General features: G+C 38.2%; 23 protein-coding genes. 20 read left to right on the plus strand and 3 right to left on the minus strand.

Going from position 1 to position 25,538, the window contains the following annotated elements:
• Nucleotides 1-42 precede the first annotated feature (42 nt).
• Genes pseH through pseI form a run of 3 tightly spaced genes read left to right on the plus strand, consistent with a single transcriptional unit; the run spans nt 43 to nt 2,435 of the window.
• Nucleotides 43-600 carry a UDP-4-amino-4,6-dideoxy-N-acetyl-beta-L-altrosamine N-acetyltransferase gene (gene pseH / locus MKY94_RS05325; protein ID WP_151110887.1) on the plus strand — a complete coding sequence of 186 codons (558 nt, stop codon included), beginning with the start codon at nt 43-45 and terminating at the stop codon, nt 598-600.
• 1 nt (nt 601) lies between these two features.
• Nucleotides 602-1,330: an SDR family NAD(P)-dependent oxidoreductase gene (locus MKY94_RS05330; RefSeq protein WP_225321709.1), complete on the plus strand. Its 729-nt coding sequence runs from the start codon at nt 602-604 to the stop codon at nt 1,328-1,330.
• A gap of 52 nt (nt 1,331-1,382) precedes the next feature.
• Nucleotides 1,383-2,435: a pseudaminic acid synthase gene (gene pseI, locus MKY94_RS05335; RefSeq protein ID WP_151110885.1), complete on the plus strand. Its 1,053-nt coding sequence runs from the start codon at nt 1,383-1,385 to the stop codon at nt 2,433-2,435.
• Nucleotides 2,436-2,562: 127 nt separating this feature from the next.
• On the opposite strand, the gene MKY94_RS05340 is transcribed toward pseI, so the two are convergent.
• Nucleotides 2,563-3,372 (minus strand): flagellin, encoded by an 810-nt coding sequence (locus MKY94_RS05340; protein ID WP_151110883.1) that lies wholly within the window; start codon nt 3,370-3,372, stop codon nt 2,563-2,565.
• Between the two features lie 139 nt (nt 3,373-3,511).
• On the opposite strand from MKY94_RS05340, the gene MKY94_RS05345 reads away from it, so the two are divergent.
• Genes MKY94_RS05345 through MKY94_RS05360 form a run of 4 tightly spaced genes read left to right on the plus strand, consistent with a single transcriptional unit; the run spans nt 3,512 to nt 6,200 of the window.
• Nucleotides 3,512-3,892 carry a flagellar protein FlaG gene (locus MKY94_RS05345; RefSeq protein ID WP_151110881.1) on the plus strand — a complete coding sequence of 127 codons (381 nt, stop codon included), beginning with the start codon at nt 3,512-3,514 and terminating at the stop codon, nt 3,890-3,892.
• A 13-nt stretch (nt 3,893-3,905) separates the two neighbouring features.
• Nucleotides 3,906-5,411, plus strand: coding sequence for a flagellar hook-associated protein 2 (locus MKY94_RS05350; protein ID WP_151110879.1), 1,506 nt, complete (start codon nt 3,906-3,908; stop codon nt 5,409-5,411).
• Between the two features lie 37 nt (nt 5,412-5,448).
• Nucleotides 5,449-5,850, plus strand: a complete 402-nt coding sequence (gene fliS, locus MKY94_RS05355; RefSeq protein WP_151110877.1) for a flagellar export chaperone FliS — start codon at nt 5,449-5,451, stop codon at nt 5,848-5,850.
• Complete coding sequence (locus MKY94_RS05360; RefSeq protein ID WP_342578183.1) at nt 5,790-6,200, plus strand: flagellar protein FliT; 411 nt, start codon at nt 5,790-5,792, stop codon at nt 6,198-6,200. The genes fliS and MKY94_RS05360 overlap by 61 nt, the downstream gene beginning before the upstream one ends.
• Nucleotides 6,201-6,244: 44 nt before the next feature.
• On the opposite strand, the gene MKY94_RS05365 is transcribed toward MKY94_RS05360, so the two are convergent.
• Nucleotides 6,245-6,571 carry an SCP2 sterol-binding domain-containing protein gene (locus MKY94_RS05365; RefSeq protein WP_144537613.1) on the minus strand — a complete coding sequence of 109 codons (327 nt, stop codon included), beginning with the start codon at nt 6,569-6,571 and terminating at the stop codon, nt 6,245-6,247.
• A 158-nt stretch (nt 6,572-6,729) separates the two neighbouring features.
• Here MKY94_RS05365 and MKY94_RS05370 point away from each other — a divergent pair, with 158 nt between their 5' ends.
• The 13 genes from MKY94_RS05370 (at nt 6,730) to MKY94_RS05430 (ending at nt 24,452) form a co-directional block, all read left to right on the plus strand.
• A complete protein-coding gene (locus MKY94_RS05370; RefSeq protein WP_342578184.1) occupies nt 6,730-7,440 on the plus strand; it encodes an NlpC/P60 family protein in 711 nt (236 codons plus the stop codon).
• Nucleotides 7,441-7,462: 22 nt separating this feature from the next.
• Nucleotides 7,463-9,151, plus strand: coding sequence for a methyl-accepting chemotaxis protein (locus MKY94_RS05375; protein ID WP_342578185.1), 1,689 nt, complete (start codon nt 7,463-7,465; stop codon nt 9,149-9,151).
• Nucleotides 9,152-9,310: 159 nt separating this feature from the next.
• A complete protein-coding gene (locus tag MKY94_RS05380; RefSeq protein ID WP_342578186.1) occupies nt 9,311-10,993 on the plus strand; it encodes a methyl-accepting chemotaxis protein in 1,683 nt (560 codons plus the stop codon).
• 259 nt (nt 10,994-11,252) lie between these two features.
• Entirely contained in the window at nt 11,253-11,684 is a 432-nt protein-coding gene (locus MKY94_RS05385) for a hypothetical protein (RefSeq protein ID WP_342578187.1), read from the plus strand.
• Nucleotides 11,685-12,621: 937 nt separating this feature from the next.
• Complete coding sequence (gene ilvD / locus MKY94_RS05390; protein WP_151110866.1) at nt 12,622-14,289, plus strand: dihydroxy-acid dehydratase; 1,668 nt, start codon at nt 12,622-12,624, stop codon at nt 14,287-14,289.
• A 417-nt stretch (nt 14,290-14,706) separates the two neighbouring features.
• A complete protein-coding gene (gene ilvB, locus MKY94_RS05395) occupies nt 14,707-16,455 on the plus strand; it encodes a biosynthetic-type acetolactate synthase large subunit (RefSeq protein ID WP_151110864.1) in 1,749 nt (582 codons plus the stop codon).
• Nucleotides 16,452-16,970 (plus strand): acetolactate synthase small subunit, encoded by a 519-nt coding sequence (gene ilvN / locus MKY94_RS05400; protein WP_144537627.1) that lies wholly within the window; start codon nt 16,452-16,454, stop codon nt 16,968-16,970. The genes ilvB and ilvN overlap by 4 nt, the downstream gene beginning before the upstream one ends.
• A 30-nt stretch (nt 16,971-17,000) precedes the next feature.
• Entirely contained in the window at nt 17,001-18,032 is a 1,032-nt protein-coding gene (gene ilvC / locus MKY94_RS05405) for a ketol-acid reductoisomerase (RefSeq protein WP_340844290.1), read from the plus strand.
• Complete coding sequence (locus MKY94_RS05410; RefSeq protein ID WP_342578188.1) at nt 18,019-19,560, plus strand: 2-isopropylmalate synthase; 1,542 nt, start codon at nt 18,019-18,021, stop codon at nt 19,558-19,560. Before ilvC ends, MKY94_RS05410 begins: the two co-directional genes overlap by 14 nt.
• Nucleotides 19,561-19,583: 23 nt before the next feature.
• Complete coding sequence (gene leuB, locus MKY94_RS05415; protein ID WP_342578189.1) at nt 19,584-20,684, plus strand: 3-isopropylmalate dehydrogenase; 1,101 nt, start codon at nt 19,584-19,586, stop codon at nt 20,682-20,684.
• A 16-nt stretch (nt 20,685-20,700) separates the two neighbouring features.
• A complete protein-coding gene (gene leuC, locus MKY94_RS05420; RefSeq protein ID WP_342578190.1) occupies nt 20,701-22,110 on the plus strand; it encodes a 3-isopropylmalate dehydratase large subunit in 1,410 nt (469 codons plus the stop codon).
• An 11-nt stretch (nt 22,111-22,121) separates the two neighbouring features.
• Entirely contained in the window at nt 22,122-22,709 is a 588-nt protein-coding gene (gene leuD, locus MKY94_RS05425; RefSeq protein ID WP_342578191.1) for a 3-isopropylmalate dehydratase small subunit, read from the plus strand.
• An 897-nt stretch (nt 22,710-23,606) separates the two neighbouring features.
• A complete protein-coding gene (locus tag MKY94_RS05430) occupies nt 23,607-24,452 on the plus strand; it encodes a VOC family protein (RefSeq protein ID WP_154311277.1) in 846 nt (281 codons plus the stop codon).
• Nucleotides 24,453-24,627: 175 nt separating this feature from the next.
• Here MKY94_RS05430 and MKY94_RS05435 read toward each other — a convergent pair whose 3' ends face one another.
• Nucleotides 24,628-25,419: an SDR family oxidoreductase gene (locus MKY94_RS05435; RefSeq protein ID WP_342578192.1), complete on the minus strand. Its 792-nt coding sequence runs from the start codon at nt 25,417-25,419 to the stop codon at nt 24,628-24,630.
• Nucleotides 25,420-25,538: the final 119 nt, after the last annotated feature.

Consider the following 25,538-nt stretch of genomic DNA (forward strand, 5'->3'; position numbering starts at 1 on the left):
TTGTATATAGGGATAATTTGAAAATGAAAGGAATGGTGTTTTGTGGTAATTAATTTAAGGGAAATACATGAAGATGATCTTGTAATGATAATGAATTGGAGAATGTTACCGGAAGTAACTAAATATATGTATACTGATCCAGATTTGAGTATAGAAAAACAATTAGATTGGTACAATAGTATTTTGCAAAATAAAAAGAGAGAAAAGTACTGGATTATACAATTAGAATCAGGAGTGGATGTAGGTTTAATCAGTATTAATAATATCGATTATGTTAATAAACAAGCTTCGTGGGCATATTATTTAGGTGAGATTGAAGCACGAGGCCAGGGACTTGCTCGAATATTAGAATGTAATATATATGATTATGTATTTGACCAACTAAACTTGAATAAATTATGGTGTGAGATTTTTGAGTTTAATGAAACAGTCATTAATATACATAAAAAGTTTGGTGCAATAGAAGAAGGAAAATTTAAAGATCATATATTTAAAGAAGGAAAGTATCTTGATGTTATTAGAATGGCGACTTTCAAAGAAAAATGGTTAATTTTAAGAGAGCAAACTAATTACAAAAAAATTACTATAGAGGACTATTAATATGAATGAGTTGGATGTTTTTGGATTAAAGGATAAAGTTGTGGTAGTTACAGGTGGCAATAGAGGAATAGGAAATGCTCTAGTAATAAAACTCGAAAAATTAGGGGCAAAAGTAGCATATATTAATTTAACCGGCAAAGGAAATAATAAAGGAATCCAGTTCAAAGCTAACGTTACTTCATATGAAGAAATGGAAAATGCTTTATTTAAAATTGAAAAAGAGTTGGGTCCCATTTATGGGATTGTTTCTAATGCTGGGATTACTAGAGACAGTTTCTATCATAAAATAAGTCCAGAACTATGGAACGAAGTAATTGATGTTAATTTAATTGGTGCATTTAACACTACTAGACCAATAATAAACAAAATGTATGAAAGACAAGAAGGTTCAATTGTATTTGTTAGTTCTATAGTTGGGGAAAGTGGAAATTTAGGACAAACAAATTATTCTGCTAGTAAAGCAGGAATTATAGGATTCTCAAAGAGTTTAGCTAAAGAAGGTGCAAGAAAACATATAAGATCAAATGTTGTTGCTCCAGGATTTACTGAAACTTCAATGACTGAAAATCTTCCTGAAAAAGTTAGAAATAACATTATTAATAACATCCCGTTTAAAAGATTTGCAAAACCTGATGAAATTGCATGGAGTATTATTTTTTTGTTATCACCTGTACTTTCTTCTTACATCACTGGAGAAGTTATTCGGGTAAATGGCGGTCAATTGATGTGAGAAGTAAGTTAAGATTTATACTTTGTGAAGATATTTTGAAAGGAGAATATAAATGAAACAAATAAAAATTCTTGATCAATTGGTGGGATCCAATCGAAGTCCATTCATTATTGCTGAAATGTCCGGTAATCATAATCATTCCTTGGAGAGAGCATTAAAAATAGTTGAAGAAGCTTCTAAAGCAGGTGCACATGCTTTAAAAATACAGACATACACTGCCGATACGATGACTTTGAATATAGAAAATCTGGATTTTAAAATTGAGGATAGTGAAAATCTTTGGGATGGTCAAAATCTTTATGAATTATATCAACAAGCGTACACTCCTTGGGAATGGCATAAACCAATTTTTGATCGTGCACGTGAATTAGGTATGATAGCATTTAGTACACCCTTTGACGATACAGCAGTTGACTTTTTGGAAGAATTGGATGTACCTCTCTATAAAATTGCTTCTTTTGAAAACACTGATTTACCACTTATAAAAAAAGTTGCTTCTACCGGTAAACCCATGATTGTTTCTACTGGTATGGCTACTGTAGCTGAGTTAGATGAATTAGTAAGAACAGCAAGAGAGGCTGGCTGTGAAGATTTAATTTTATTGAAATGTACTAGTACCTATCCAGCGACGCCTAACTATACAAACATTTCTACCATTCCTCATATGAGTGAGTTATTCGATGTGCAAGTTGGATTATCAGATCACACAATGGGAATAGGTGTCGCAGTAGCAAGTGTAGCTTTGGGTGCTACTGTGATTGAAAAACATTTTACGTTATCGAGAGCAGATGGTGGTGTAGACTCTGCATTTTCAATGGAACCTAGTGAGATGAAGGAATTAGTTATAGAGACAGAACGAGCATGGCAGGCGATGGGGAAAGTTACCTACGGCCCTACCGAAGTGGAGAAAGCTTCTTTAAAATTCAGACGTTCTATTTATGTTGCTAAGGATATTAATAGTGGAGAAAAATTTACAAAAGAAAATATAAAAATTGTTCGACCAGGGTATGGACTAGAACCTAAATACTATGAAAAAATAATCAACAAATTAGCAAGGAAAGATTACAAAGCGGGGACGCCAATAATGATAGATGAGCTATTATAGAGTTATTTAAGGAGATGATTAATAGGCAGAAAATCAAAGTATCAAAATCCCAGCACATCATAACATCTATACTGGTTATACATAAAAACAGACTAGGAACCTTAAAATGGATTCCTAGTCTGTTTTTCTATCTAACTAAACTTAATACATTATTAATATTCTGATTAGTATGCTTAACCAGCATTTCATCGCCCTTTTGACGTATTCCTTGTTTAATAAATTCTATCATTTCGCTAGCCATGTCTGGATCTCGAATAAGAGATTCTGACTTTTGAAGACTTACCTCTATATTCGACACGTTATCCTTATGGTGAGTTAGTGCTTCGTAGTCTGCTCCAGTATTTGCTAGGTGACCAGAAATAATGGATTGAGCTCTATCCACTTTTGTTATTAAACTTTCTGCTTCTTTTCGTGTGGAAAGTTTAGCAATTGCTATACCTAAAGAAGCAGTGCTCACGTTTACCGTATCAATACGAAGTGTCTGTCCAGAGTTAGCACCCACGTGTATGTATAATGGTCGGACATCACCAAGAATACTTTGAGTGTTGAATTCCATTTTGTCAGCGGTGTCGTCGATAGATTGAAGAAGCTGGTCTAATTCCTTTTGGGCAGCTCCCCTGTCCTCATCTGAAACTGTGTCAGTCGATGTTTGTACTGCTAATTCCCTTATACGCTGTAATACACTACTAACATGTTGAAGTCCTGCATCTGTTGTTTCAAGTACTGAAAGCCCGTCCTGCATATTAAGCTGAGCCCTTGCAAGTCCACGAATTTGCCCACGCATTGTTTCTGAAATCGACAAACCAGAAGCGTTATCTGCAGCACGAGTCAACTTGTCACCACCTGAAAGTTTCTCCAGAGTTCTAGTTATTGCATTGTCATTTTTTTGATAGCGATTAGTAGAGAAGGCAATCCCTGTCTGATTTTGTATTTTCAATTTATTCACCTCCATGTGAATTACTTTACTACTCTATTATTATCGTCAATTTAAATGGAAATTTTGCTAACAGCTGAAAATTAATTTAAAATTGCCGATAATTACTATAAGAACGAAGTTGGCATAGGGGGAATATAATATGCGTCTATCAGCACAGGCACAGCCAAAAGATGTTAGAATCACATCTCAGCTGAAAACAGAGGTAGTAGGTGATATATTAAAATCAAGTACTACAGAAAACTCTCTAAGAGAAATTATGCAAGCAGAACAAAAAGCTAATGAGAAAGAATTAATCCCAAAAGAAAAAGTACAAAAAGCAGTAGATGCATTAAATGAGTTTATAACTATCCAAAACAGAAACTCAAAATTTATCATGCATGATGGTTTAGATCGCTATTACGTAGAAGTAATCGACGCAGAGACGGAAGAGGTAATCAGAGAAGTTCCACCTCGAAAGCTATTAGATGCATTTTATACGATGCAAAAGTTTTTAGGCATGATAATTGACGAAAAAATTTAGGAGGTTTTTTTAAATGGCAGGTTTAAGAGTGGGTGGATTAGCTTCTGGAATGGACATTGATCAAATTGTTGGAGATTTGATGAAAGCAGAAAGAATACCATTAGATAAATTATTTCAAAAGAAAACAACAACGGAATGGCAAAGAGATTCTTACCGTTCTATTAATACGAAGTTAAATACATTTCATACAAAACTTTATGATGACTTTCTGGCGCCAAATAGTTTTAATAAAAAAATAGTCTCTGTTTCTCATGAAAATATAGTCACTGCTACAGCTACTTCTGCAGCATCGGGATCATTGTCAATTCAAAAAGTTGAACAGTTAGCTTCTGCTTCATATGGAGTTGGAAGAATTAATGCAAATACAGCAAGTACTATAACAATGAAAGAATTAGGCGTTTCGGGTGACCAGAATGTAAAACTGGGAGTTCTTCAAGCAGATGGAACTATGAAAGATTTTGAATTCACTTTTAAGGAAACAGATACTATAAGTGATGTTGTTAAACAGATTAATAATAAAGGAGCGGGAATAACAGCACTTTATGATGAAAAATCAGGTCAGTTATCTTTGAGCACAAAAGCAAGTGGTAAAAGCGCTGAGGGTGTTGAGATAATTGATAGAGATAAAAGTGGTTTTTTTGGGAAATTAGGATTTTCTGATGCCGAGAAAATAGCTTCAAATGGTAAAAATGCAAAAGTAACAATCAATGGAGCAGAAGTCGAACGTAATTCGAATAATTTTACAGTGGCAGGTTTTAATATAACTTTGAAGGATACAACAGCTGCAGGTGCATCAACAATAACATTAAATTCTACTACTGATATAAATTCAATGGTAGACAAAGTAAAAGAGTTTGTCGAAAAATATAACGAATTAATTACAGGGATGAATGATTCTTTAAAAGAAAAAAAATATCGTGACTATCCTCCTTTAACTGATGAACAGCGGAAAGACATGTCTGATAAGGAGCAAGAATTATGGGATGAAAAGGCCAAGAGTGGACTACTTCGCAATGATTCAATAGTTAATAGTGGTCTATCTAGTATGCGAAATGCAATTTATGGTAGAGTTGACGGTATGGGTGATGATATAATTGATACACTTGCTGAAATGGGGATTACTACTTCTAGTGTATACTCAGATGGTGGTAAACTAGTAATTAATGAGGATAAACTAAAAAAAGCTTTAACAGAAAATCCTGATAAAGTGGTACAAACTTTAACACAAAGTGGAGAAAAAACTAATTCAGGTGATACTCGTGGTATTATTCAACGCCTTCGTGAAACTATGAAAGAATTTACAACAAATATAGAAACAAAAGCAGGCAAAACAACACATACGGATTCTCAATATTCTCTAGGTAAATCATTAATTGACATGAATACTCGTATTTCTAACTTCCAACGCAGATTAGAAGATATAGAAACTCGTTACTGGAAACAGTTCACTGCAATGGAGCAGGCAATTAGCAAAGCCAATTCACAATCAGGTTATCTATCACAATTCGGCCAAAGCTAAATATAATTATGTTTTTCAACAAAAGGAGTTGTAAGATTTGTCAGCACAATCGGTCCACCAAGCTTATAAAAATAATAGTGTGAGTACTGCATCGCCAGGTGAGTTGACTTTGATGTTATACAATGGTTGTTTAAAATTTTTAGGTAAAGCAAAAATTGCGGTAGCAGAAAAGAATATTCAAGAAAAAAATACAAACTTGCAGAAGGCACAGAAAATTATTCAAGAGCTTATGATGACCTTAAATATGGATATTGAAGTTTCTAAGTCAATGATGCAAATGTATGAATATATGAACCATCGCTTAATTGAAGCAAATATGAAGAATGACACTGCTATTATTGAGGAAGTGGAAGCATATGTCCTTGATTTCCGCGACACATGGAAGCAAGTCATTCAATTGAATCGTCAAAAGCAATTTACTACTGGCGGACAAGCGTGATGGCTAGTGTCGACCAATTTTTAGCGGTCTCTGAAGAGCTATACAGCCATCTTTTAAAAACACCATCTGATGATGAGCGTACAGAATTTATTGAAAAAATTAATGAGTTATTGGATGCTCGTGAAATGGCATTACAATCCTTAGATCTTGAACAAATATCCAAGCTGTCAGTTTATGGCAAATTAATAGAGTTAGATCATGGGATCAATAAACAGCTAACTACTGTGATGGCTCTTGTTAAGAAAGATATTAAGGAGCTTCAGCAAAAGAAACGCCATGAAGGTTCTTACACTAACCCTTATGCGGCTACTCAAATGATTGATGGTATGTATTTTGATAATAAAAAATAATACAAAAAACGACTTTCGCTATGAAAGTCGTTTTTCTTTTTCTCTTAAAAACTATACTCCTTCAACAATCCCTCCAGCTTCAATGCCAATCCAATACTCCCGTCAACCTTCAGCTTCCCAAACATAAATGCAGAAGTGCTATTTAAATCCCCGTTAATGAGCTTTACAAAATCCTTTGAGCTTAATGTAAGGGTGCAATCAGCTTTTGAGCTAGTATCATCCGTTACAAATGCTCGACCGTCAGCTAGGACTAGCTGTTTGACGGATGGTTCGTCGCCGGTTAGGTGGAATTCGTAACGGACGTTTTGGTTTTGGATTGGAGTTGGGTGGTTATTCATTGTGTTTTCGATTTGGTTCCAGGTTTCGTTCATGTATCATGTCCCCTTTGTATTTACTGAATGGTTATTCATTAATTATCATGCCATATTTTCTGATAATTTACGAGCATTTATTTCCCAGGTAATATTTTGTTGAAAGTTGTGGATGTTACCAAAGTTTTACCGATATAAAAAGAAAGGGGGTTTAAAGTATGAGAAAGAAAGTGCTGATTATAGCATTTATACTGTTTTTTATTACAGAAACTGCAAGTGCTAGTACGCTTTATGAAGTGAAAAAAGGCGATTCGCTTACTAAAATTGCTAAATTACATAATGTAACAGTCGCTGATTTACGTACTTGGAACAAGCTGACAAAGGATAATATTTTTATTAAGCAAAAGCTTGTCGTTCAAAAGCCGGCAACTGTTAAGGGGACAACGAATACAACGCCAGTTAAAACAGCTCCTGTAGTAACAGCACCTGTAAAAAATGAGTTGGTTGTCTCACCGGCTCCTGTTATTACAGTACCTAGCAATGTATCTGGAGAAGGTTATGCTTATTACCCATTGATCATTGATTTTGCTAAACGCCTGGAGGGCATTCCTTATTTGTATGCAGGTAATACGATGGCTGGATTTGATTGTAGTGGGTTTATTTATTTCCTACATACGCAAGCTGGTATGAAAATCGAACGTAAGAGTAGCGAGTCCTACTATTTAGAAAGTATTGTGGTGACTAACCCGATTCCTGGAGATTTAGTGTTCTTCCAAAACACGTATAAAGAAGGAATTTCTCATATGGGGATCTATCTTGGAAACAATCAATTTGTCCATGCAGGATCTAAGGGAGTAGAAATCACAAAGCTAGATAATGTGTATTGGAAAGAGCATTTTGTATCCTTTAACCGTTTTGTTCAAAAGTAAATAATCAGACAGGAGATATATTATGAAGTGGACAATTACAAAGAAAATGTGGTTGGGCTTCTCCGCAATTATCCTATTGATGATTGTTGTTTCTTTTTTCAGTAGCTTAGCAGGCAAGGAAACAAATAAACAGTATAGAGAGATTCTTGAGGTGGATAGCGTAAATGTGAGGCTTATCCAGGAAATCAAAATGTCTCAAAATGAAACTACAGAAAATCTTTATGATTTTTTATTAACGAAAATGGATGCTTCTCGAAAGGGAGTCAGCTCGCATCTGGAGACCACTGGGACGCTGATGGAAGAGCTCAAACAGGGGATAAATTCAAAGGAGTCTCTTCCTTTCATCGATGACTATGAAAGAAAGTACGTAATGTTTGTAGAGGCTAATGAAAAGCTCATCTCTAACCAAATTCTTGTTGACCCGACTCAAATAAATACGTTAACGAAAGATGTAAAAACTGTTAATGACAATATGGTATCTATATTAAACAAGATAGAGGAACAACTTCAAAATGATATGGCTGTAACAGTGAATGAGCTGCAGGACTACGAGCGTGGTGCGAACATTTTCATCATGGCTATTACGATTGTAGGGGCTATCCTTGGGGCAATTATTGCATTTTACATAGGCAGAAGTATTGCACGTCCAATTAAGCGTGTTACCTTAGGTCTTACAGAAATTGCAGGAGGCAACTTGCATGTAGAGCCAATTCATATTAAGAACAAGGATGAAGCAGGCGAAATGGCAGCAGCATTTAACATAATGTCAGAGGATCTTCGTACAATTGTTTCCAACGTCCAAGACACCTCTATGCAACTAGCAGCAAATGCGGAGGAACTATCAGCCATTGCAGAAGAAAGTCTTGCTAGCTCTCAATTAGTAGCAAGCTCGGCACATGAGCAAATGACTAGCAGTGAGCAACAAGTAGAACATATGACCACTTCGATGGCAGGCATGTCTGAGCTATCTCAAGGCGTTAGTGACATTGCAGCAAGTAATGGGGAAATGTTGAACTCCGCAGAAAATGTAGGACACCTAGTGAAGCAGGGTTCTGATGTAATAGCGGCTGTGGCCACTCAGATGAATATGATTCATAATACGTTCAATGAAACGGCAAATAATATGAGAGATATGGAGAAGCACTCACATGATATTCAGGGAATCACTTCTCTCATTACAGAAATTTCAGAGCAAACCAATTTACTAGCATTGAATGCGGCTATTGAGGCTGCCCGGGCTGGAGAGTATGGCAAAGGCTTTGCGGTCGTTGCAGACGAGGTAAGAAAGCTAGCGGAGCAGTCGAAAGATGCAGCATCTGAAATTGCTAAAATGATTGAATTGATTCAGGGAGCATCTGGTACTGCGGTAGAGGCTATTACAACTGGGGAGAACAAGATCAAAGAGGGCATGAACAAAACAAACGAGTCTTTAGAGGTCTTCCAGCTTATTGAATCAGCGGTAGTGGAGGTAGGAGAGAAAGTAGAATCTGTTTCTACAGCAATTGAGCAAATTCAGGCAATTGCTCAGTCGGTGTCAGAGGGCTCCTTGGAGGTTCAAAGACTTGCTGAAATCGTTGCCCAAGGAGCAAATGACACAAGCTCCGCAACAGAGCAACAGCTTGCTTCTAACGAAGAAATTACCTCTAATGCCCAGTCTCTAGCAAACCTTGCTGAAACATTACAAAATAATGTAAGTCATTTTAAGATATAGGTAAAAGGGATCTATATTATGTTTCGTAGTATAGATCTTTTTTATTTTATTATGAATAAATATGTACATTTATCTATGTCTAAATACCTTAAAAAGAGTATAATTATAGAGGTGCATTTTTACTAGCGCTAAATATTTTAAAGGAAAAGGAGTTCCAAAATGAAATTGTCAATTTCAAAGAAAATGTGGTTCGGTTTTTCATTTGTTTTACTTTTATTAATTTTTATAAGTGTTATATCTATCTTTACTTCTTATGATGTTGCAGACAAATATAAATCTATTATTGATAAGGACATTGAAAAAATTAATCTAGTATCAGAAATTGAAGTAATTCAAAAAGATATGGCGACTGCTGTACTAGAATTCGTCATGTTCGGCTCGGAGGATGCTACCGATAAATTTGATGAGGAAATAGAAAAGGGTTCTATAGCAGCTCGTAAATTAATAGAGTCTGTTAAGGATGAAGAATCTTTAAAATTAATGAAAGACCTACAAACGGAGACAGTTCAACTGTTTGAATCAAATGATAAGATTATCTCATTGAAAAAAAGCAACCAGCCCTTTGATCAATATGCAGCTCAATCATCGGAATTAAATGAGAAGACATTAGTGATTTTAGGTGAATTAAAGCAAATTCAACAAGAAAATATGCAAAAAACTAGAGAAGACTTAGATACATATCAAACTAAAGTTAATATAACTATTATTATTTTAGCCATTGCAAGTATTATTATTGGGGTTTTAGTATCACATTTCATTAGCAAAGGTATATCTAGCCCAATCCGCAAGGTTACAGAAGGCTTAGGAGAAATAGCGGATGGTAATCTGAATGTAGAGCCAATCGTTATAAAAAATAGAGACGAAGTTGGAGCAATGGCTTTAACATTCAACAAAATGACGAGCGATTTACAGCGTATCGTTTCCAATGTACGTGATTCTTCCATGCAGCTTGCTGCAAATGCGGAAGAACTTTCAGCAAGCTCAGAAGAAAGTTTAGCTTCCTCTCAAATGGTTGCAAAATCTGCAGAAGAACAAATGGCAGCGAGCGAGGAGCAAGTGAAGCATTTAGAAAGCTCTGTTAGATCTATGTCAGAAATGCAACAAGGTGTGGAAGATATTTCGCAAAACAATAACGAGATGCTTCAAGCAACTGATGGCGTGAAAAAATTAGTAACAAAAGGCTCTACAGTAGTATCTGGTGTAGCAAGTCAAATGAATACTATCCATGAAACATTCAAAGAAACAACAGAGATTATGAATAATATGGCTAAGCATTCCCATGAAATTCAATCGATTACTGCATTGATCACGGATATTTCAGAACAAACGAATTTACTAGCATTGAACGCTGCAATCGAGGCAGCTCGCGCTGGGGAATATGGTAAAGGCTTTGCGGTTGTAGCAGAAGAAGTTCGTAAGCTTGCAGAGCAATCAAAAAACTCTGCTTCCGAAATTGAATCTATGGTTAAATTGATTCAGTCTGCTTCAACAGAGGCTGTAAAGGCGATTACAACCGGTGGTGACAAAGTAGAGGACGGTCTGTCTAAAACTACTGAATCATTAGATGTTTTCAATGAAATTGAATCTAGTGTAGAAGCCGTAGCTGAAAAGGTTGAATCAGTTACTACTGCAATCGAGCAAATTAAAGAAATGGCTAGCTCAGTAACGCATAATGCTCAACAGGTCCAAGGCTTGGCAAGTCATGCTGCAGATGGAGCAAGCGATACGAGCGCAGCAACTGAGCAACAATTAGCTGCAAACGAGGAAATTTCTACAAACGCTCAAACTTTAGCTACTCTTGCAGAAAAATTACAAAGTGAAGTAAGTCATTTTAAAATTTAATAAATAAAGTATTGGGTAGAGTCCACTTGTCTTAACTAAAAGACAGAAAAGCTTTAATCTCATGAGCGCTAAGGCATTGTCACATACTGTGGCAATGCCTTCTTTAATGATAGAGGAAGAGATTTATAAGTTTTCTTCAACCGAACAATTAGTGTAGTCTAGCAGGCTCAAATTTTAAATTCTATTTATCATGATAATTCCTCACCTAGTCACAATTAAAAGGAAAACTTTTTAGTATAATAAGGATAGGTGATCAACTATGTATTCATTCATTATGTATATGCACGTGATTAGCGCTATTCTTTCCGTAGGTCCATTCTTTGTATTGTTTCCATTACTGAATCGTATGAAAGGCAAAGCAGGAATAGAGTTAGATACACAGATAGAGGTATTTCAGGCAGCTATTCGAATTGTAAAGCATGCGGGACATGTCTTGGTTTTCTCTGGTATCCTGCTTATGTGGCAAGGGAATTGGCAATGGACGACTTCATGGGTAATAATGACAATTATTGTCATGGTAAGCTCTATCATCTTTTTGGCTAGAGCCTTTAAACCGAAAATTCGACAGTTTTATGCTGGTTATATGAATGTAGAGACACTTATTTCAAAGCTACGCTCCTCCGTATGGAAGTATATTTTCCTGCTAATGATTATGCTTTGGTTCATGGTTGCAAAACCAATCCTATGGTAAAAATTGTTTCTAAAGGATCTTGTTTAAGAATGCGTATCTTTTTCTAAAGAATTTCATCATGATTTAATATTTATGCCGTGAACCTTGTGTTCATGGTATTTTTTAGGCAAAAAAGTATTTAATTTCTTTAATGGGTAGGATAGTAGTTTCTCATTCTACAAGTCATCCATTTTTTGTTGATTGAAGCGACATGCGGCGACTCCAGCGGGATGAGTGAGATAGATAAGACATCACAACCGACGCGTAAGCGACGGTGATGGCTTATCACTCACCCCGCGGAAAGCGTCCGCACAGAGCGAAAATCAAGATTTACATATATGTTTTTCATGTGAATTGCATCTATATGAGTATTCATATAACAGGCTAATTTATAAACTGATTTAATTTACACTATATTACTTCTTTACATATCTGATTGAAGCGACATGCGGCGACTCCAGCGGGATGAGTGAGAGAGATAAGACATCACAACCGGCGCGAAAGCGACGGTGATGGTTTATCACTCACCCCGCGGAAAGCGTCCGCATAGAGCGAAAATCAGGGTTATTTTGTCATATCACTGCAAAATCAATCTAGTGATTCTCCTATAATATCTCTCGTCTAATTTTTGAAAATAATCCTTCCACCTTCCTTTTGTTCTCTTCAAAGACCAACATGCATATGCCTCCCACAATCATGTTATGTATAAATAAAATTAAAAATAATTTTTCTTTATTTAAAATGCGATATATCGCTATTGTAAGCGATTACAACATTTACGAATATTCAAAACTAACAGAAAATTTACTAAAATACTGTTGACGCAAGGATTTAAAGGCGTTATGATAGCTTCAATATATTAAATATTGCAAGAAAATTCACATAGTATTTAAAAATGAATTTCACGAATTTTGCACAGGTAAACGCGTTGAAGCGGTAAAGTATAGGGGCGATTTAAATGAGAAGTGACATGATAAAAAAAGGCGTAGATCGAGCTCCTCATCGTAGCTTACTTTATGCTACGGGAGTAAAAACAAGAGATTTAGATAAACCATTTATTGGTGTATGTAACTCCTATATCGACATTATTCCTGGCCATATGCATTTAAATAAATTTGCAGAGGTTGTAAAAGAGGCAATTCGTGAGGCAGGTGGAATTCCATTCGAATTCAACACAATCGGTGTAGACGATGGAATTGCAATGGGACATATCGGAATGCGATATTCACTTCCGAGTCGTGAGTTGATAGCAGACTCAGCGGAAACCGTTATTAATGCTCACTGGTTTGACGGTGTCTTCTACATTCCAAACTGTGACAAGATCACTCCAGGAATGCTAATGGCAGCAGTCAGAACGAACGTCCCATCCGTATTTGTGTCAGGCGGTCCTATGGAGGCAGGCGTATCTGCTGATGGAAAGCAGCTTTCCTTAACCTCCGTATTTGAAGGTGTTGGATCTTATAAATCTGGTTCAATGACTGCAGAGCAGCTCTTAGATATCGAACAAAATGCATGTCCAACATGCGGCTCCTGCTCAGGGATGTTCACAGCAAACTCGATGAACTCTCTAATGGAAATGCTAGGAGTAACTTTACCAGGTAACGGAACGATTGTTGCTACATCAGACGAGAGACACCAGCTCATTCGAGAAGCTGCAAAGCATCTTGTAAGAATGGTTAAAGAAGATGTAAAGCCTAGAGACTTAATCACGAAAGAAACAATTGATGATGCTTTTGCGCTAGATATGGCAATGGGTGGATCAACTAACACTGTATTACATACATTAGCAATCGCTCACGAGGCAGAAATTGAATATAACGTAAATGAAATTAATGAAGTCGCTAAAAGAATTCCATATTTATCAAAAATTATGCCAGCATCTGATTACTCCATGCATGATGTTCACTTAGCAGGAGGAGTCAGTGCCATTATAAAGGAACTTTGTGAAATACCTGGAGCAGTTCACCCAGATCGTTTGACGATTACCGGTAAGTCACTCTATGAAAATGTAAAAGATTGTGAGATTAAAAACGAGCAAGTAATTAGAAGAAAAGAAAATCCTTATAGTCCTGTAGGTGGATTATCTGTACTATTTGGAAACATTGCTCCTGAGGGTGGTGTGATAAAGGTTGGCGCTGTGGACCCTTCTATTAAGGAGTTTACTGGCGAGGCAATTGTCTTTGATTCACAGGAGGCTTCACAGGAAGCAATTGACAATGGAACTGTTAAGGAAGGTCACGTAGTAGTAATTCGCTACGAGGGACCAAGAGGTGGTCCTGGTATGCCAGAAATGCTTGCTCCGACATCAGCGATACAAGGTCGAGGATTAGGAACAAAGGTAGCACTCATTACAGATGGAAGATTTTCAGGTGCTTCCAGAGGAATTTCCATCGGACATATCTCACCAGAGGCGGCTGATGGAGGGCCGATTGCTTTAGTAGAGAATGGCGATATTATCGCTATTGATCTTATAAATAGAACGATAGAGCTGCAGGTTAGTGAAGAAGAACTCGCTAGCAGAAGAGCAGAGCTTCCACCGTTCGAACCAAAGATTAAAAAAGGATATTTAGCAAGGTATTCAAAACTCGTTACATCTGCAAGCACAGGTGGAGTCATGAAAATATAAATATTGCTGTAAATCATTGATGAGGTAAAAGTTAAAGGAATTTTGTATTCACAGAGAGCTGGTATAGCTGGGAGCCGGCAATACAACCTTTAACGACATCCCCTCGGAGTGAGGTGTTGAACGGGATTTCCCCCTTTAGATACTTCCGGGTGTAGTAAAAAGCTACTCTCGTTAAAAATGGACATTCGATGCTTAGTCGTATGTCTGCGAGGTAGCGGTTGCGCTGCGAACTAGGGTGGTACCATGAAAAGAATTTCATCCCTATACAAAAGAACTATGGTTTCTTTGTGTGGGAGGAAATTCTTTTCTTTTTATTTAGATGAGCTAGATGATTCATATCTAGCTTCTGGCCCCTGCCTTACGAGGGTGTCCTAGGTTTAAGAGTAACTGGACGATTGAGGAATAGGAGGAATGATGATGAAGTTTACTGTAGAAGCGGAACGTTTAAAAGAAGAACCTGCAACCAGTGTAGCTCTCAAGGAAATGAATGGTGCAGAAGTATTTATTGAGACACTGAAAAAGCATCAGGTGGAAGTAGTATTTGGTTATCCAGGTGGTGCGGTTTTACCGATTTATGATGCGCTGTATAAAAATCCGATTAAGCATATTCTTGCCCGGCATGAACAGGGTGCTATCCATGCGGCAGAAGGATATGCAAGGGTCTCCGGTAAAGTTGGAGTCGTGATTGCAACATCTGGCCCAGGTGCAACTAATGTAGTGACAGGAATTGCAGATGCAATGATGGACTCAATTCCTTTAGTTGTGTTTACTGGTCAGGTTGCTACAACAGTCATCGGAACAGATGCCTTTCAGGAGGCAGACATCATTGGTATAACTCAGCCAATTACGAAGCATAACTATCAAGTAAAAGATGTGGCAGATTTCCCAAGAATTATAAATGAAGCTTTTCACATTGCTTCCACAGGTCGTCCAGGACCAGTCGTTGTAGATATACCTAAAAATATGGCAACAGGTATTTTTGTCCCGAAGGAAGGGGCAACCGAAGCAGTAAACTTACCAGGCTATCAACCGGCAACTACGCCGAACTTCCTGCAAATTCAAAAGGCGTCACAGGCGATTACAAACGCCAAACAGCCATTAATTCTAGCAGGCGCAGGAGTACTTTTTGCGAAAGCCAACGAGCAATTGAAAGAGCTAGCGGAAAAATATCAAATACCGATTACAAATACACTTCTAGGACTAGGAAGTATAGAAGGTACACACCCATTATTTTTAGGGATGGCTGGTATGCATGGTACATACACAGCAAACATGGCCATTCAAACATGCGACCTACTCATTAATGTGGGGGCAAGATTTGATGATCGCTTGACAGGAAACTTAAATTACTTCGCTCCTAATGCAAAAGTAATTCACATTGATATAGATCCCGCAGAAATCGGAAAAAACGTTCCAACAGAGATTCCAATTGTCGGTGATGCGAAAGAGGCTTTAGAGGCTTTATTGAACCAAAATGTACCTAATGGAAATACAGCAGCCTGGCTTGAGAGCTTGAAGGTCAACCAAGTGCAATATCCATTACATTACTATGCAAGTGGAGATCGAGGACTTCTTCCACAGCAAGTATTGGAATTAGTACAGGAGTACACGAATGGTGATGCCGTTGTAACAACAGACGTTGGGCAGCACCAAATGTGGACTGCACAATACTACAAATTCAGCCAGCCACATAATTGGGTAACGTCAGGTGGCCTAGGGACGATGGGCTTTGGATTCCCAGCGGCAATTGGGGCTCAAATTGCTAAGCCGGATGCAAAGGTTGTTTCCATTGTTGGAGATGCTGGCTTTCAGATGACGCTTCAGGAGCTGTCACTGCTACAAGAAATGCGTATACCAGTGAAGGTCATTATTTTAAACAATCAGGCACTCGGAATGGTTCGTCAGTGGCAGGAGACGTTCCACGGAGAAAGGTATTCTCAGTCATTAATCTCAGTTCAACCCGATTTCGTCAAGCTGGCTGCTGCCTATGATATTAAGGGATACAAGATTGAGACATACGAAGATGCAAAGGTTCAATTAAAAGAAGCATTAGCTTCGGATGAGCCAGTGCTCATCGATTGCCGAGTAGTACAAAAGGAAAGCGTTCTGCCAATGGTTGCCCCTGGCAGAGGATTACATGAAATGATTGGAGTGAAGCCAGAATGAAACGCATTATTACCGTAATGGTTATCAACCAAAGCGGTGTACTCAATCGGGTTACCGGTCTACTCATGAAGCGCCAATTCAACATAGAAAGTATTACGGTAGGACATACAGAGCAGCCTCAAATCTCTAAAATGACCTTCGTTGTAAATGTGGAGGATGAACAGAAGCTGGAGCAGCTGTTAAAGCAGCTACAAAAGCAAGTAGATGTCTTAAAAGTAAATGATATTACGGAAAAATCGATAGTAGTTAGGGAGCTCGCCTTAGTAAAGGTAGTATCTCCTCCGTCTGCAAGAGCAGAGATCAATAGTTTAGTAGAGCCTTTCAGAGCTTCTACAATTGACACAGGAAAAAATGTTGTCACATTCCAGGTCACTGGAAACCCGGAGAAAATTGACGCATTCATCGAGCTCGTCAAGCCTTATGGTATTAAAGAACTAACAAGAACAGGTGTGACAGCCTTTGTAAGAGAAACACAAAAGGTTACGAATGCACCTTATCTTTCTATATTGCAATAACAAAACAAAAATTCAGAGGAGGAAAAGAAAATGGCGAAAATGTATTATAACGGGGATATCAACGAAGGAACTTTAAAGGAAAAAACAATTGCAATCATCGGATACGGATCACAGGGTCATGCACATGCACAAAATTTAAAGGATTCAGGATTTAACGTTATCGTAGGAATTCGTGCTGGAAAATCATTTGACCAGGCGGCAGAAGATGGGCAGGAGGTTTACTCCGTTCAAGAGGCGGCAGAAAAAGCAGATGTAATTATGATTTTATTGCCAGATGAAAGACAAAAGGCAGTGTATGAGGCAGAAATAGAAGCAGCTTTAACAGCAGGTAAAGCTTTAGTATTCGCGCATGGTTTTAACATTCACTTCGACCAAATCGTTCCTCCGGCAGACGTGGATGTATTCTTAGTAGCACCAAAAGGACCAGGACATCTAGTTCGCCGTACATTTGAATCTGGAGCAGGAGTACCTGGCTTGTTTGCGGTATATCAAGATGCGACCGGGCAAGCAAAAGACTTAGCTTTAGCTTATGCAAAAGGCATCGGGGCGGCACGTGCAGGAGTATTAGAAACAACGTTCAAGGAAGAAACGGAAACGGATTTATTCGGAGAACAAGCAGTTTTATGTGGTAGTACAACAGCAATCGTAAAAGCAGGCTTTGAAACGCTAGTGGAAGCTGGCTATCAGCCCGAGCTGGCTTACTTTGAAACATTACATGAATTAAAACTGATTGTAGACCTTATGTATGAAGGTGGAATGGCAACAATGCGCTCTTCCATTTCCGACACAGCGGAGTGGGGAGATTTCGTGTCAGGCACACGCATCATTGATTCATCTGTTAAGGAACGTATGAAGGATGTATTAACAGATATTCAAAATGGTAAGTTTGCGAAGGAATGGATTCAAGAAAATGAAACAGGGCGTCAAAAATATAATGCAATCAAACAAGCCGAATCAGAGCATCAAATTGAAACGGTAGGTGCACAGCTAAGAGAAATGATGCCTTTCATCAATGAAGGAAAAAAAGCGAAGAAAGAAGTGGTGACGAGTGGGCAAAATTGATATTTTTGACACAACCTTAAGAGACGGAGAACAATCGGCAGGGATTAACCTAAACACCCAAGAGAAGTTAGAGATTGCTCGTCAGCTAGAGAAATTTGGAGTGTCTATTATCGAGGCAGGTTTTCCTGCTTCGTCACCCGGAGATTTTAACGCAGTCCAACAAATTGCGAATACCGTAAGAAATTCGGTCGTCACAGGTCTCGCTCGTTCTATAAAAAGCGACATTGAAACGTCATGGGAGGCATTAAGAGGAGGGGTCCAGCCTCATCTCCATACATTTATCGCTACGTCTCCAATCCATATGCAATACAAGCTCAATAAAACACCGGAGCAGGTGATTGAAATTGCAGTTGAATCAGTAAAACTGGCGCGTAAATATTTTCCTTTAGTGCAATGGTCAGCCGAGGATGCAACGCGGTCGGATAAGGATTTTTTAGTTCGCATTATCAATGAAGTTATTAAAGCAGGAGCTACTACTATCAATATCCCAGATACAGTAGGCTATGCAACACCAATTGAATACGGCGCGCTATTTAGATACTTGTCTGAAAATGTGACAGGAATTGAGAGAGTGAAGCTTTCCGCTCACTGTCATGATGATTTAGGTCTTGCAGTGTCCAACACACTGGCAGCAATTGAAAATGGTGCAACACAAGTAGAGGGAACCATTAACGGAATTGGTGAACGAGCAGGTAATGCTGCACTAGAAGAGGTCGCAGTCGCTTTACATATTCGTAGCGATTACTACCAAGCGGAATCAGGAATTATCCTAAAGGAAACAAAGCGCACGAGCCAGCTAGTAAGTAAGCTTACCGGAGTAGTGATCCAGCCGAACAAAGCAGTTGTAGGGAAAAATGCCTTTGCTCATGAATCAGGCATTCATCAAGACGGTATGCTGAAAAATCCAGAAACATATGAAATTATTACTCCAGAGTTAATCGGAGATGTCGCAACAGAGCTAGTACTAGGAAAGCATTCTGGTCGTCACGCATTCTTTAGCCGTGCAGTGCAAATGGGATTCCAGCTTAGCGAGGAAAAACTAAATGCAGCATTTGCAGCGTTTAAAAAGCTTGCAGATCGCAAAAAGGAAATATCCGATGAGGACTTATTTGTTTTATTGACGGATCAGCAAGTCGACAATGGAGAAGTTGAGGTTTATGAATTAGAGGAATTAATCATTAATTATGAAAACAACATACCGACATCAACTATTACAGTGAAGGTGCCAACAGGAGAGCAAATAAAAGAAAAATGTAGCGGTTCAGGGGCAGTGGAGGCAATTTTCAATACATTAGAAAAGCTAGTAAATGGAGATGTTCGAATTTTAGATTATCGCGTGTCATCTGTTTCGAAAGGGCGAGATGCTTTAGGCGAGGCAGTTATTAATCTAACGTATAACGGCGTAACTTTCTCTGGAAGAAATGCTTCGCAAGACGTTTTAAAAGCATCTGCAAGAGCTTATATCAATGCAGTCAATCGACAATTAATGAATGCACATTATCAAGAGCGTGTGGCAGTCAATCAATAAATAAATCTATGGGAGTGAATGGGATGGAAAAAACGATAACGGTATTACCTGGTGATGGAATCGGTCCTGAAGTAACGGAAGCGGCGGTAAAGGTGCTTGAAACAATTGCAAAGCGATATAATCATACATTCAAGCTGCAATTTGCGTTAATAGGAGGAGCAGCGATTGATGCTTGTGAAAATCCACTACCAGAAGAGACAATCAGCTTATGTAGTGATAGTGATGCCATCCTCTTAGGTGCTGTAGGTGGGCCTAAATGGGATCAAAACCCATCTCATTTACGCCCCGAAAAAGGATTGCTAGCAATTCGCAAGCACTTTGGTCTTTATGCAAACATTCGTCCAGTGAAGGCAATTCCTGCTTTACTAGAATCTTCTCCACTCAAAAAAGAAATAGCGGAAAATGTTGATATGGTTATTGTTCGTGAGCTAACAGGTGGACTGTATTTTGCAGAGCCTCGTAAGAAAACAGAGGATTATGCGTTGGATACGCTTGTTTATACTCGACCAGAAATTGAACGAATTGTTGACACAGCGTTCCAGCTTGCAAGAAGTAGACGAGGAAAGCTGGCCTCTGTAGACAAAGCGAACGTACTTGACTCCAGTAAGCTATGGAGAGAAATAGTGGAAGAGAAAAAGCAAGGATATCCGGACGTTGAGGTAGAGCATATGCTAGTCGATTCAACAGCGATGAAGCTGATTACAAAACCAGGTGCATTTGATGTAATCGTTACAGAGAATATGTTTGGCGATATTTTAAGTGATGAGGCATCTGTGATCACAGGATCTCTAGGAATGTTGCCATCCGCAAGTACACGAGGTGATGGTTTTGGACTTTATGAACCGGTTCACGGGTCTGCACCAGATATCGCAGGTCAAAATAAGGCAAATCCAGCGGCATGCATTTTATCAGCGGCAATGATGCTACGAGAGGCGTTCCAAATGGAAACAGAAGCTGCGGCAATTGAAGAGGCTGTGTTTAGTGTATTGAATGATGGATATTTTACAGAAGATTTGCAGACTAAAGGAAGACGCGTTCTTTCAACAAGTGATTGGACCGACAAGGTGTTGGATGAATTGGATTCAGAGTTTGTTTCAGAAAGCATTATGTATTCATACGTTTAAAAGGGAGAGGGACTAAATGGCAAAAACGATTATTGAGAAAATTTGGGATGAACATATTGTGTATGAGGAAGAAGGGAAACCAGACCTTCTCTATATCGATCTTCATTTGCTTCATGAGGTGACTTCTCCACAGGCGTTTGAGGGCTTACGTTTAAATAATCGTAAAGTTCGCCGACCAGACCTGTGCTACGCGACAATGGACCATAATGTGCCGACTAGAAACCGGGAAGAAATAAAAGATGTAATTGCACGTAAACAGATTAATACATTACAGCAAAACTGTGATGAATTTGGAGTTCCTTTAGCTAATATCGGTCATCCTGACCAAGGAATCGTTCATATAATTGGCCCGGAGCTAGGGCTAACACAGCCAGGTAAGACAATTGTTTGTGGTGATAGCCATACTTCGACACACGGTGCCTTTGGTGCAATCGCTTTTGGTATCGGAACAAGTGAAGTAGAGCATGTCCTGTCTACACAAACTCTTTGGCAGGCTAAACCAAAGACAATGGAGATAAAGGTAACTGGTGAGCTAGGGATAGGAGTAACAGCTAAAGATATTATTCTGGCTATTATCGCTAAATTCGGAATCGATATGGGAACGGGTTATATCGTGGAATATACTGGTGAAGCTATTCGCAAGCTAACTATGGAGGAGCGCATGACAATCTGCAATATGTCTATTGAAGCAGGAGCAAGAGCAGGATTGATTAGTCCCGACGAGACTACTGTAGAATTTTTAAGAGGTCGAGAATACGTACCAGAAGGTGAAGCATTCGACCGAGAAGCGTCACGCTGGCTACAGTTGGCATCGGATAATGGAGCTATTTACGATAAAACCTTAGAAATCAATGCCAATGAAATTGAACCATTTGTTACTTGGGGAACGAATCCATCTATGGGATCTGGAGTCTCCCAAAGCATTCCTTATATAAAAAATTTTCATGAGTCATCCGATCAGCAGGCTCATGAAAAAGCACTTACTTATATGGGCCTGCAGGAAGGTATGGCATTAACAGATATTCACATTAGTAACGTCTTCATCGGCTCATGCACTAATGCTCGTCTAAGTGATCTACGCGATGCTGCTAACATAGTGGAAGGACGTACGGTGCATCCGAATGTCAAAGCAATTGTTGTACCAGGTTCTCAAACTGTAAAAAAACAAGCAGAAGACGAAGGAATAGACCGAATTTTCAAGGCAGCGGGCTTTGAATGGCGCGAATCTGGCTGTAGCATGTGTCTAGCAATGAATGATGACATAGTACCTGCAGGTGAGCATTGTGCCTCAACTTCAAATCGCAACTTTGAAGGCCGCCAAGGAGCAGGAGCGAAAACTCATTTAATGAGTCCAGCAATGGCAGCTGCAGCTGCAATAGAGGGGCATATTGTAGATGTACGCAAATTTCAGCTAACGCATGCATAAGGAGGAGAACCATGGAGCCAATCAATGAAATTAAAAGTGTCATAACACCTTTAAATAGAAAAAACGTCGATACAGACCAAATCATCTCTAAAGAATTTCTCAAAAGAATCGAGCGCACTGGCTTCGGTAAATACCTGTTCTACCATTGGCGCTTCGACGAGGAAGGAAAAGAACGAACAGATTTTGTATTAAACGATGAACGCTATAAAGATTCAACTATTTTAGTAGCACATGATAACTTTGGCTGTGGCTCCTCAAGAGAGCATGCGCCATGGGCGATTTTGGACTATGGCTTCCGAGTAGTTATCGCGCCAAGCTTTGCAGATATCTTCTATAACAACTGCATGAAAAATGGCATTCTTCCTATTAAACTATCAGTTGAAGAAGTAGAAGCAATCCTCAGCAAGGAAAACTACTCTGTGGAAGTAAACTTAGAGTCACAAACAATAATCGGAGAAGATGAAGTAACATACTCATTCCCAATCGACCCCTACCAAAAGAAAATGCTCCTAAATGGCTGGGATGAAATCTCCTTAACCTTCCAATACGAAGACCACATTAAAGACTACGAAGAAAAGAAATTTGCAGGAGCATTATAAAGGTTTAGCCACTAATCTATAGAAGATTAGTGGCTTTTTATTGGTAAAACATAGTTTATGTAGCTAGAAAGAGAATTTATCATAGACATTTTAACCAGAAAAATAGCTTTATGACCGGATAGAGCACATTTATGACCGGATAAAAATATTTATGACCGTTCAAGAGAGATTTATGACCGGATAGATTTTTTTATGACCGCATAGAAAAATTTATAACCGTTCGCAACAAAAATAGACTTTGGAGCAGATTTATTCTGCAATAACGGCAATTCCCAATGCAATTAATGGCTATTTATTAGAAAAGAGAATTTATCATAGACATTTTAACTAGAAAATAGCTTTATGACCGGATAGAGCACATTTATGACCGGATAAAAATATTTATGACCGTTCAAGAGAGATTTATGACCGGATAGAATTTTTTATGACCGCATAGAAAAATTTATAACCGTTCGCATCAAAAATCGACTTTGGAGCAGATTTATTTTGCAATAACGGCAATTCTATATGCATTTAGTGGTTATTTAATTAGAAAATAGGATTTAGTATCGACATTTTAACTAGAAAAATAGCTTTATGACCGCATAGAAAAATTTATAACCGTTCGCAACAAAAATGGACTTTGGAGCAGATTTATTTTGCAATAACGGCAATTCCCAATGCAATTAATGGCTATTTAATCTAGAAAAGAGGATTTAGTATAGACATCCGTTCGCAACAAATGCAGTTTTTAGTCTAGGTTCATCTTGTAACAAAAGTTATCCCCATTGCGCCAATAGTTCTAAAAACAGGTAATATAATTCCCGTGTTTGTCTACAATGAAAGAGAGTTGACTTTCTTAGGTAATTAAAATATAATTACTTACGAAAAGTAAGTTAATTAGAGGAGCCAATAACTATGAAATTTCATCAAAAACCATGGACTTACGTAGAGCTAGTAGAGTTAAAGGTATCAGACTTAGAGCAATCACTTAAATTTTATGAAGAAGTAATAGGGTTTAAAGTATTAGATAAACAAGCAAACAAGATATGGCTAACGGCTGATGGACAAACGGCGTTGTTATCAATTGAACAGCCTGATAATGTAGAGCCAAAGCTACCTAAAACGACGGGTCTTTATCATTTTGCATTACTATTACCTAGTCGTGAAGATTTGGGCGCTGTTTTAAGATTCTTTGCAGAAAACGGAATTCGCATTGGTGCAGGAGACCACTTAGTGAGTGAGGCACTTTATTTAAATGACCCAGATGGGAACGGAATAGAGATTTATAGCGATCGGCCTGATTCTGGATGGAAGTGGGATAATGAGTTTGTTGCAATGGATACATTGGCAATTAATGCTCAAGATATTTTAGCAGCTGGAGCAGGAACAGAGTGGAAAGGATTGCCTAGTGGAACAGTAATGGGACATATTCACTTGCAGGTGGTGGATATCGAGGAAGCCAAAGAGTTCTATGAGCTATTGGGCTTTGAAGTTGTTACTCCTTACCCAGGTGCACTATTTATGTCCACTGGAAAATACCATCACCATATTGGATTGAACACTTGGGCTGGTGCAGGGTCCAAACCCGCTACAGAAGAAATGACCGGATTAGAAGCATTTAATATTATCTATCCTTCTATACAAGAAAGAGATACTGCGATTACTAATTTAAGAACAAAAAATATTTCTATTCTTGAAGAAAACGATATCTTTTATACAAAGGACCCTTCTGAAAATAAAATAAAGATGGTTGTTAAATAAATAAAAATGCCCCCTAAATTCTAGGGGGCATTTTGCGTATAATTTCATTTCCTTCTATATAAGACAGCTTCACCAATTTAATGTTTATCCATAAAACGCTCCAACCTCTTTAAGTAAATAGAGGTTATCTCAACATATAAACTTTTTCAAAGCAATGCACGTCTTCTCCCTCATTTTAAAGAGCCTTTAACATTCCACCATCAATAACTAAATTTTGACCAGTCATATAAGTATTTGCTTCGGAGCATAAAAAAGTTATCACTTTGGCAAATTCTGCTGGCTCCCCATATCTGCCCATCGGAATCACTTGTTTGAATCCATGGCGAACTTCTTCTATTGTGATATCTCGCTTTTTAGCAGCAATTTCATCTAGCTCTGTTACGCGGTCTGTTTGAATCCGGCCTGGCCCCACTGTATTAATCAGAATATTATCATTCCCATATTCTCTCGCTATGCTTTTCGACAAACCAACCATACCTAAACGGAAAGTGTTCGACAAAATTAAACCATCTAAGACCTCTTTTGTAGAAGATGACGAAATGTTAACTATTCTGCCGAAATTTTGCGCTTGCATGTGTGGGAGAGCTTGTCGAATAGTGCGTATATAGCTAAGCAAATTTTTTTCAAAAGCCTTTGCCCAGTCCTGATCGGTTACTTGGCCAAATCCACCGGGTGTCGGGCCTCCTGCATTATTGACAAGAATATCTACACCACCAAGCTTTGTCTTTGCTTCTTTGAACAATTGAACAATATCTTCTTCCTTCGTAACGTCACAGACGGTATAAAATATTTCAGCATTACCGCTATTTTGTTTGATTTCCTCTAATGTTGTTTTTAATTCTTCTTCATTTCTACTAGAGATAAGCACCCTAGCTCCTTCTTTAGCAAACTGTAAAGCTGTTGCCTTTCCTAAACCTTTACTTGATGCAGTCACAACCACGCGTTTATTTTGAAGTCCTAAATCCATTATTGATCACTGCCTTTCCGTAAATATATGTTAATAATAATTTTACATTTAATATTCTGTTTTGTCAGTGTAAAGGTAATATTAAGAATACGTAAATCAAAACTGTTTTAGAAAATTAT

This window comes from Psychrobacillus sp. FSL K6-2843 (assembly GCF_038626375.1).
Taxonomy (GTDB): Bacteria; Bacillota; Bacilli; order Bacillales_A; family Planococcaceae; genus Psychrobacillus; species Psychrobacillus faecigallinarum.

Excerpts from the sequence above, each read along its gene's own strand:
- leuD (WP_342578191.1), top strand. The coding sequence starts at position 22,122 with ATGGAGCCAATCAATGAAATTAAAAGTGTCATAACACCTTTAAATAGA.
- MKY94_RS05345 (WP_151110881.1), top strand. The coding sequence starts at position 3,512 with ATGCGTCTATCAGCACAGGCACAGCCAAAAGATGTTAGAATCACATCT.
- MKY94_RS05375 (WP_342578185.1), top strand. The coding sequence starts at position 7,463 with ATGAAGTGGACAATTACAAAGAAAATGTGGTTGGGCTTCTCCGCAATT.
- ilvB (WP_151110864.1), top strand. The coding sequence starts at position 14,707 with ATGAAGTTTACTGTAGAAGCGGAACGTTTAAAAGAAGAACCTGCAACC.
- MKY94_RS05350 (WP_151110879.1), top strand. The coding sequence starts at position 3,906 with ATGGCAGGTTTAAGAGTGGGTGGATTAGCTTCTGGAATGGACATTGAT.
- MKY94_RS05380 (WP_342578186.1), top strand. The coding sequence starts at position 9,311 with ATGAAATTGTCAATTTCAAAGAAAATGTGGTTCGGTTTTTCATTTGTT.
- leuB (WP_342578189.1), top strand. The coding sequence starts at position 19,584 with ATGGAAAAAACGATAACGGTATTACCTGGTGATGGAATCGGTCCTGAA.
- MKY94_RS05430 (WP_154311277.1), top strand. The coding sequence starts at position 23,607 with ATGAAATTTCATCAAAAACCATGGACTTACGTAGAGCTAGTAGAGTTA.
- ilvC (WP_340844290.1), top strand. The coding sequence starts at position 17,001 with ATGGCGAAAATGTATTATAACGGGGATATCAACGAAGGAACTTTAAAG.
- MKY94_RS05370 (WP_342578184.1), top strand. The coding sequence starts at position 6,730 with ATGAGAAAGAAAGTGCTGATTATAGCATTTATACTGTTTTTTATTACA.
- ilvN (WP_144537627.1), top strand. The coding sequence starts at position 16,452 with ATGAAACGCATTATTACCGTAATGGTTATCAACCAAAGCGGTGTACTC.
- MKY94_RS05365 (WP_144537613.1), bottom strand. The coding sequence starts at position 6,571 with ATGAACGAAACCTGGAACCAAATCGAAAACACAATGAATAACCACCCA.
- MKY94_RS05385 (WP_342578187.1), top strand. The coding sequence starts at position 11,253 with ATGTATTCATTCATTATGTATATGCACGTGATTAGCGCTATTCTTTCC.
- MKY94_RS05360 (WP_342578183.1), top strand. The coding sequence starts at position 5,790 with ATGGAAGCAAGTCATTCAATTGAATCGTCAAAAGCAATTTACTACTGG.
- MKY94_RS05435 (WP_342578192.1), bottom strand. The coding sequence starts at position 25,419 with ATGGATTTAGGACTTCAAAATAAACGCGTGGTTGTGACTGCATCAAGT.
- pseI (WP_151110885.1), top strand. The coding sequence starts at position 1,383 with ATGAAACAAATAAAAATTCTTGATCAATTGGTGGGATCCAATCGAAGT.
- MKY94_RS05330 (WP_225321709.1), top strand. The coding sequence starts at position 602 with ATGAATGAGTTGGATGTTTTTGGATTAAAGGATAAAGTTGTGGTAGTT.
- leuC (WP_342578190.1), top strand. The coding sequence starts at position 20,701 with ATGGCAAAAACGATTATTGAGAAAATTTGGGATGAACATATTGTGTAT.
- ilvD (WP_151110866.1), top strand. The coding sequence starts at position 12,622 with ATGAGAAGTGACATGATAAAAAAAGGCGTAGATCGAGCTCCTCATCGT.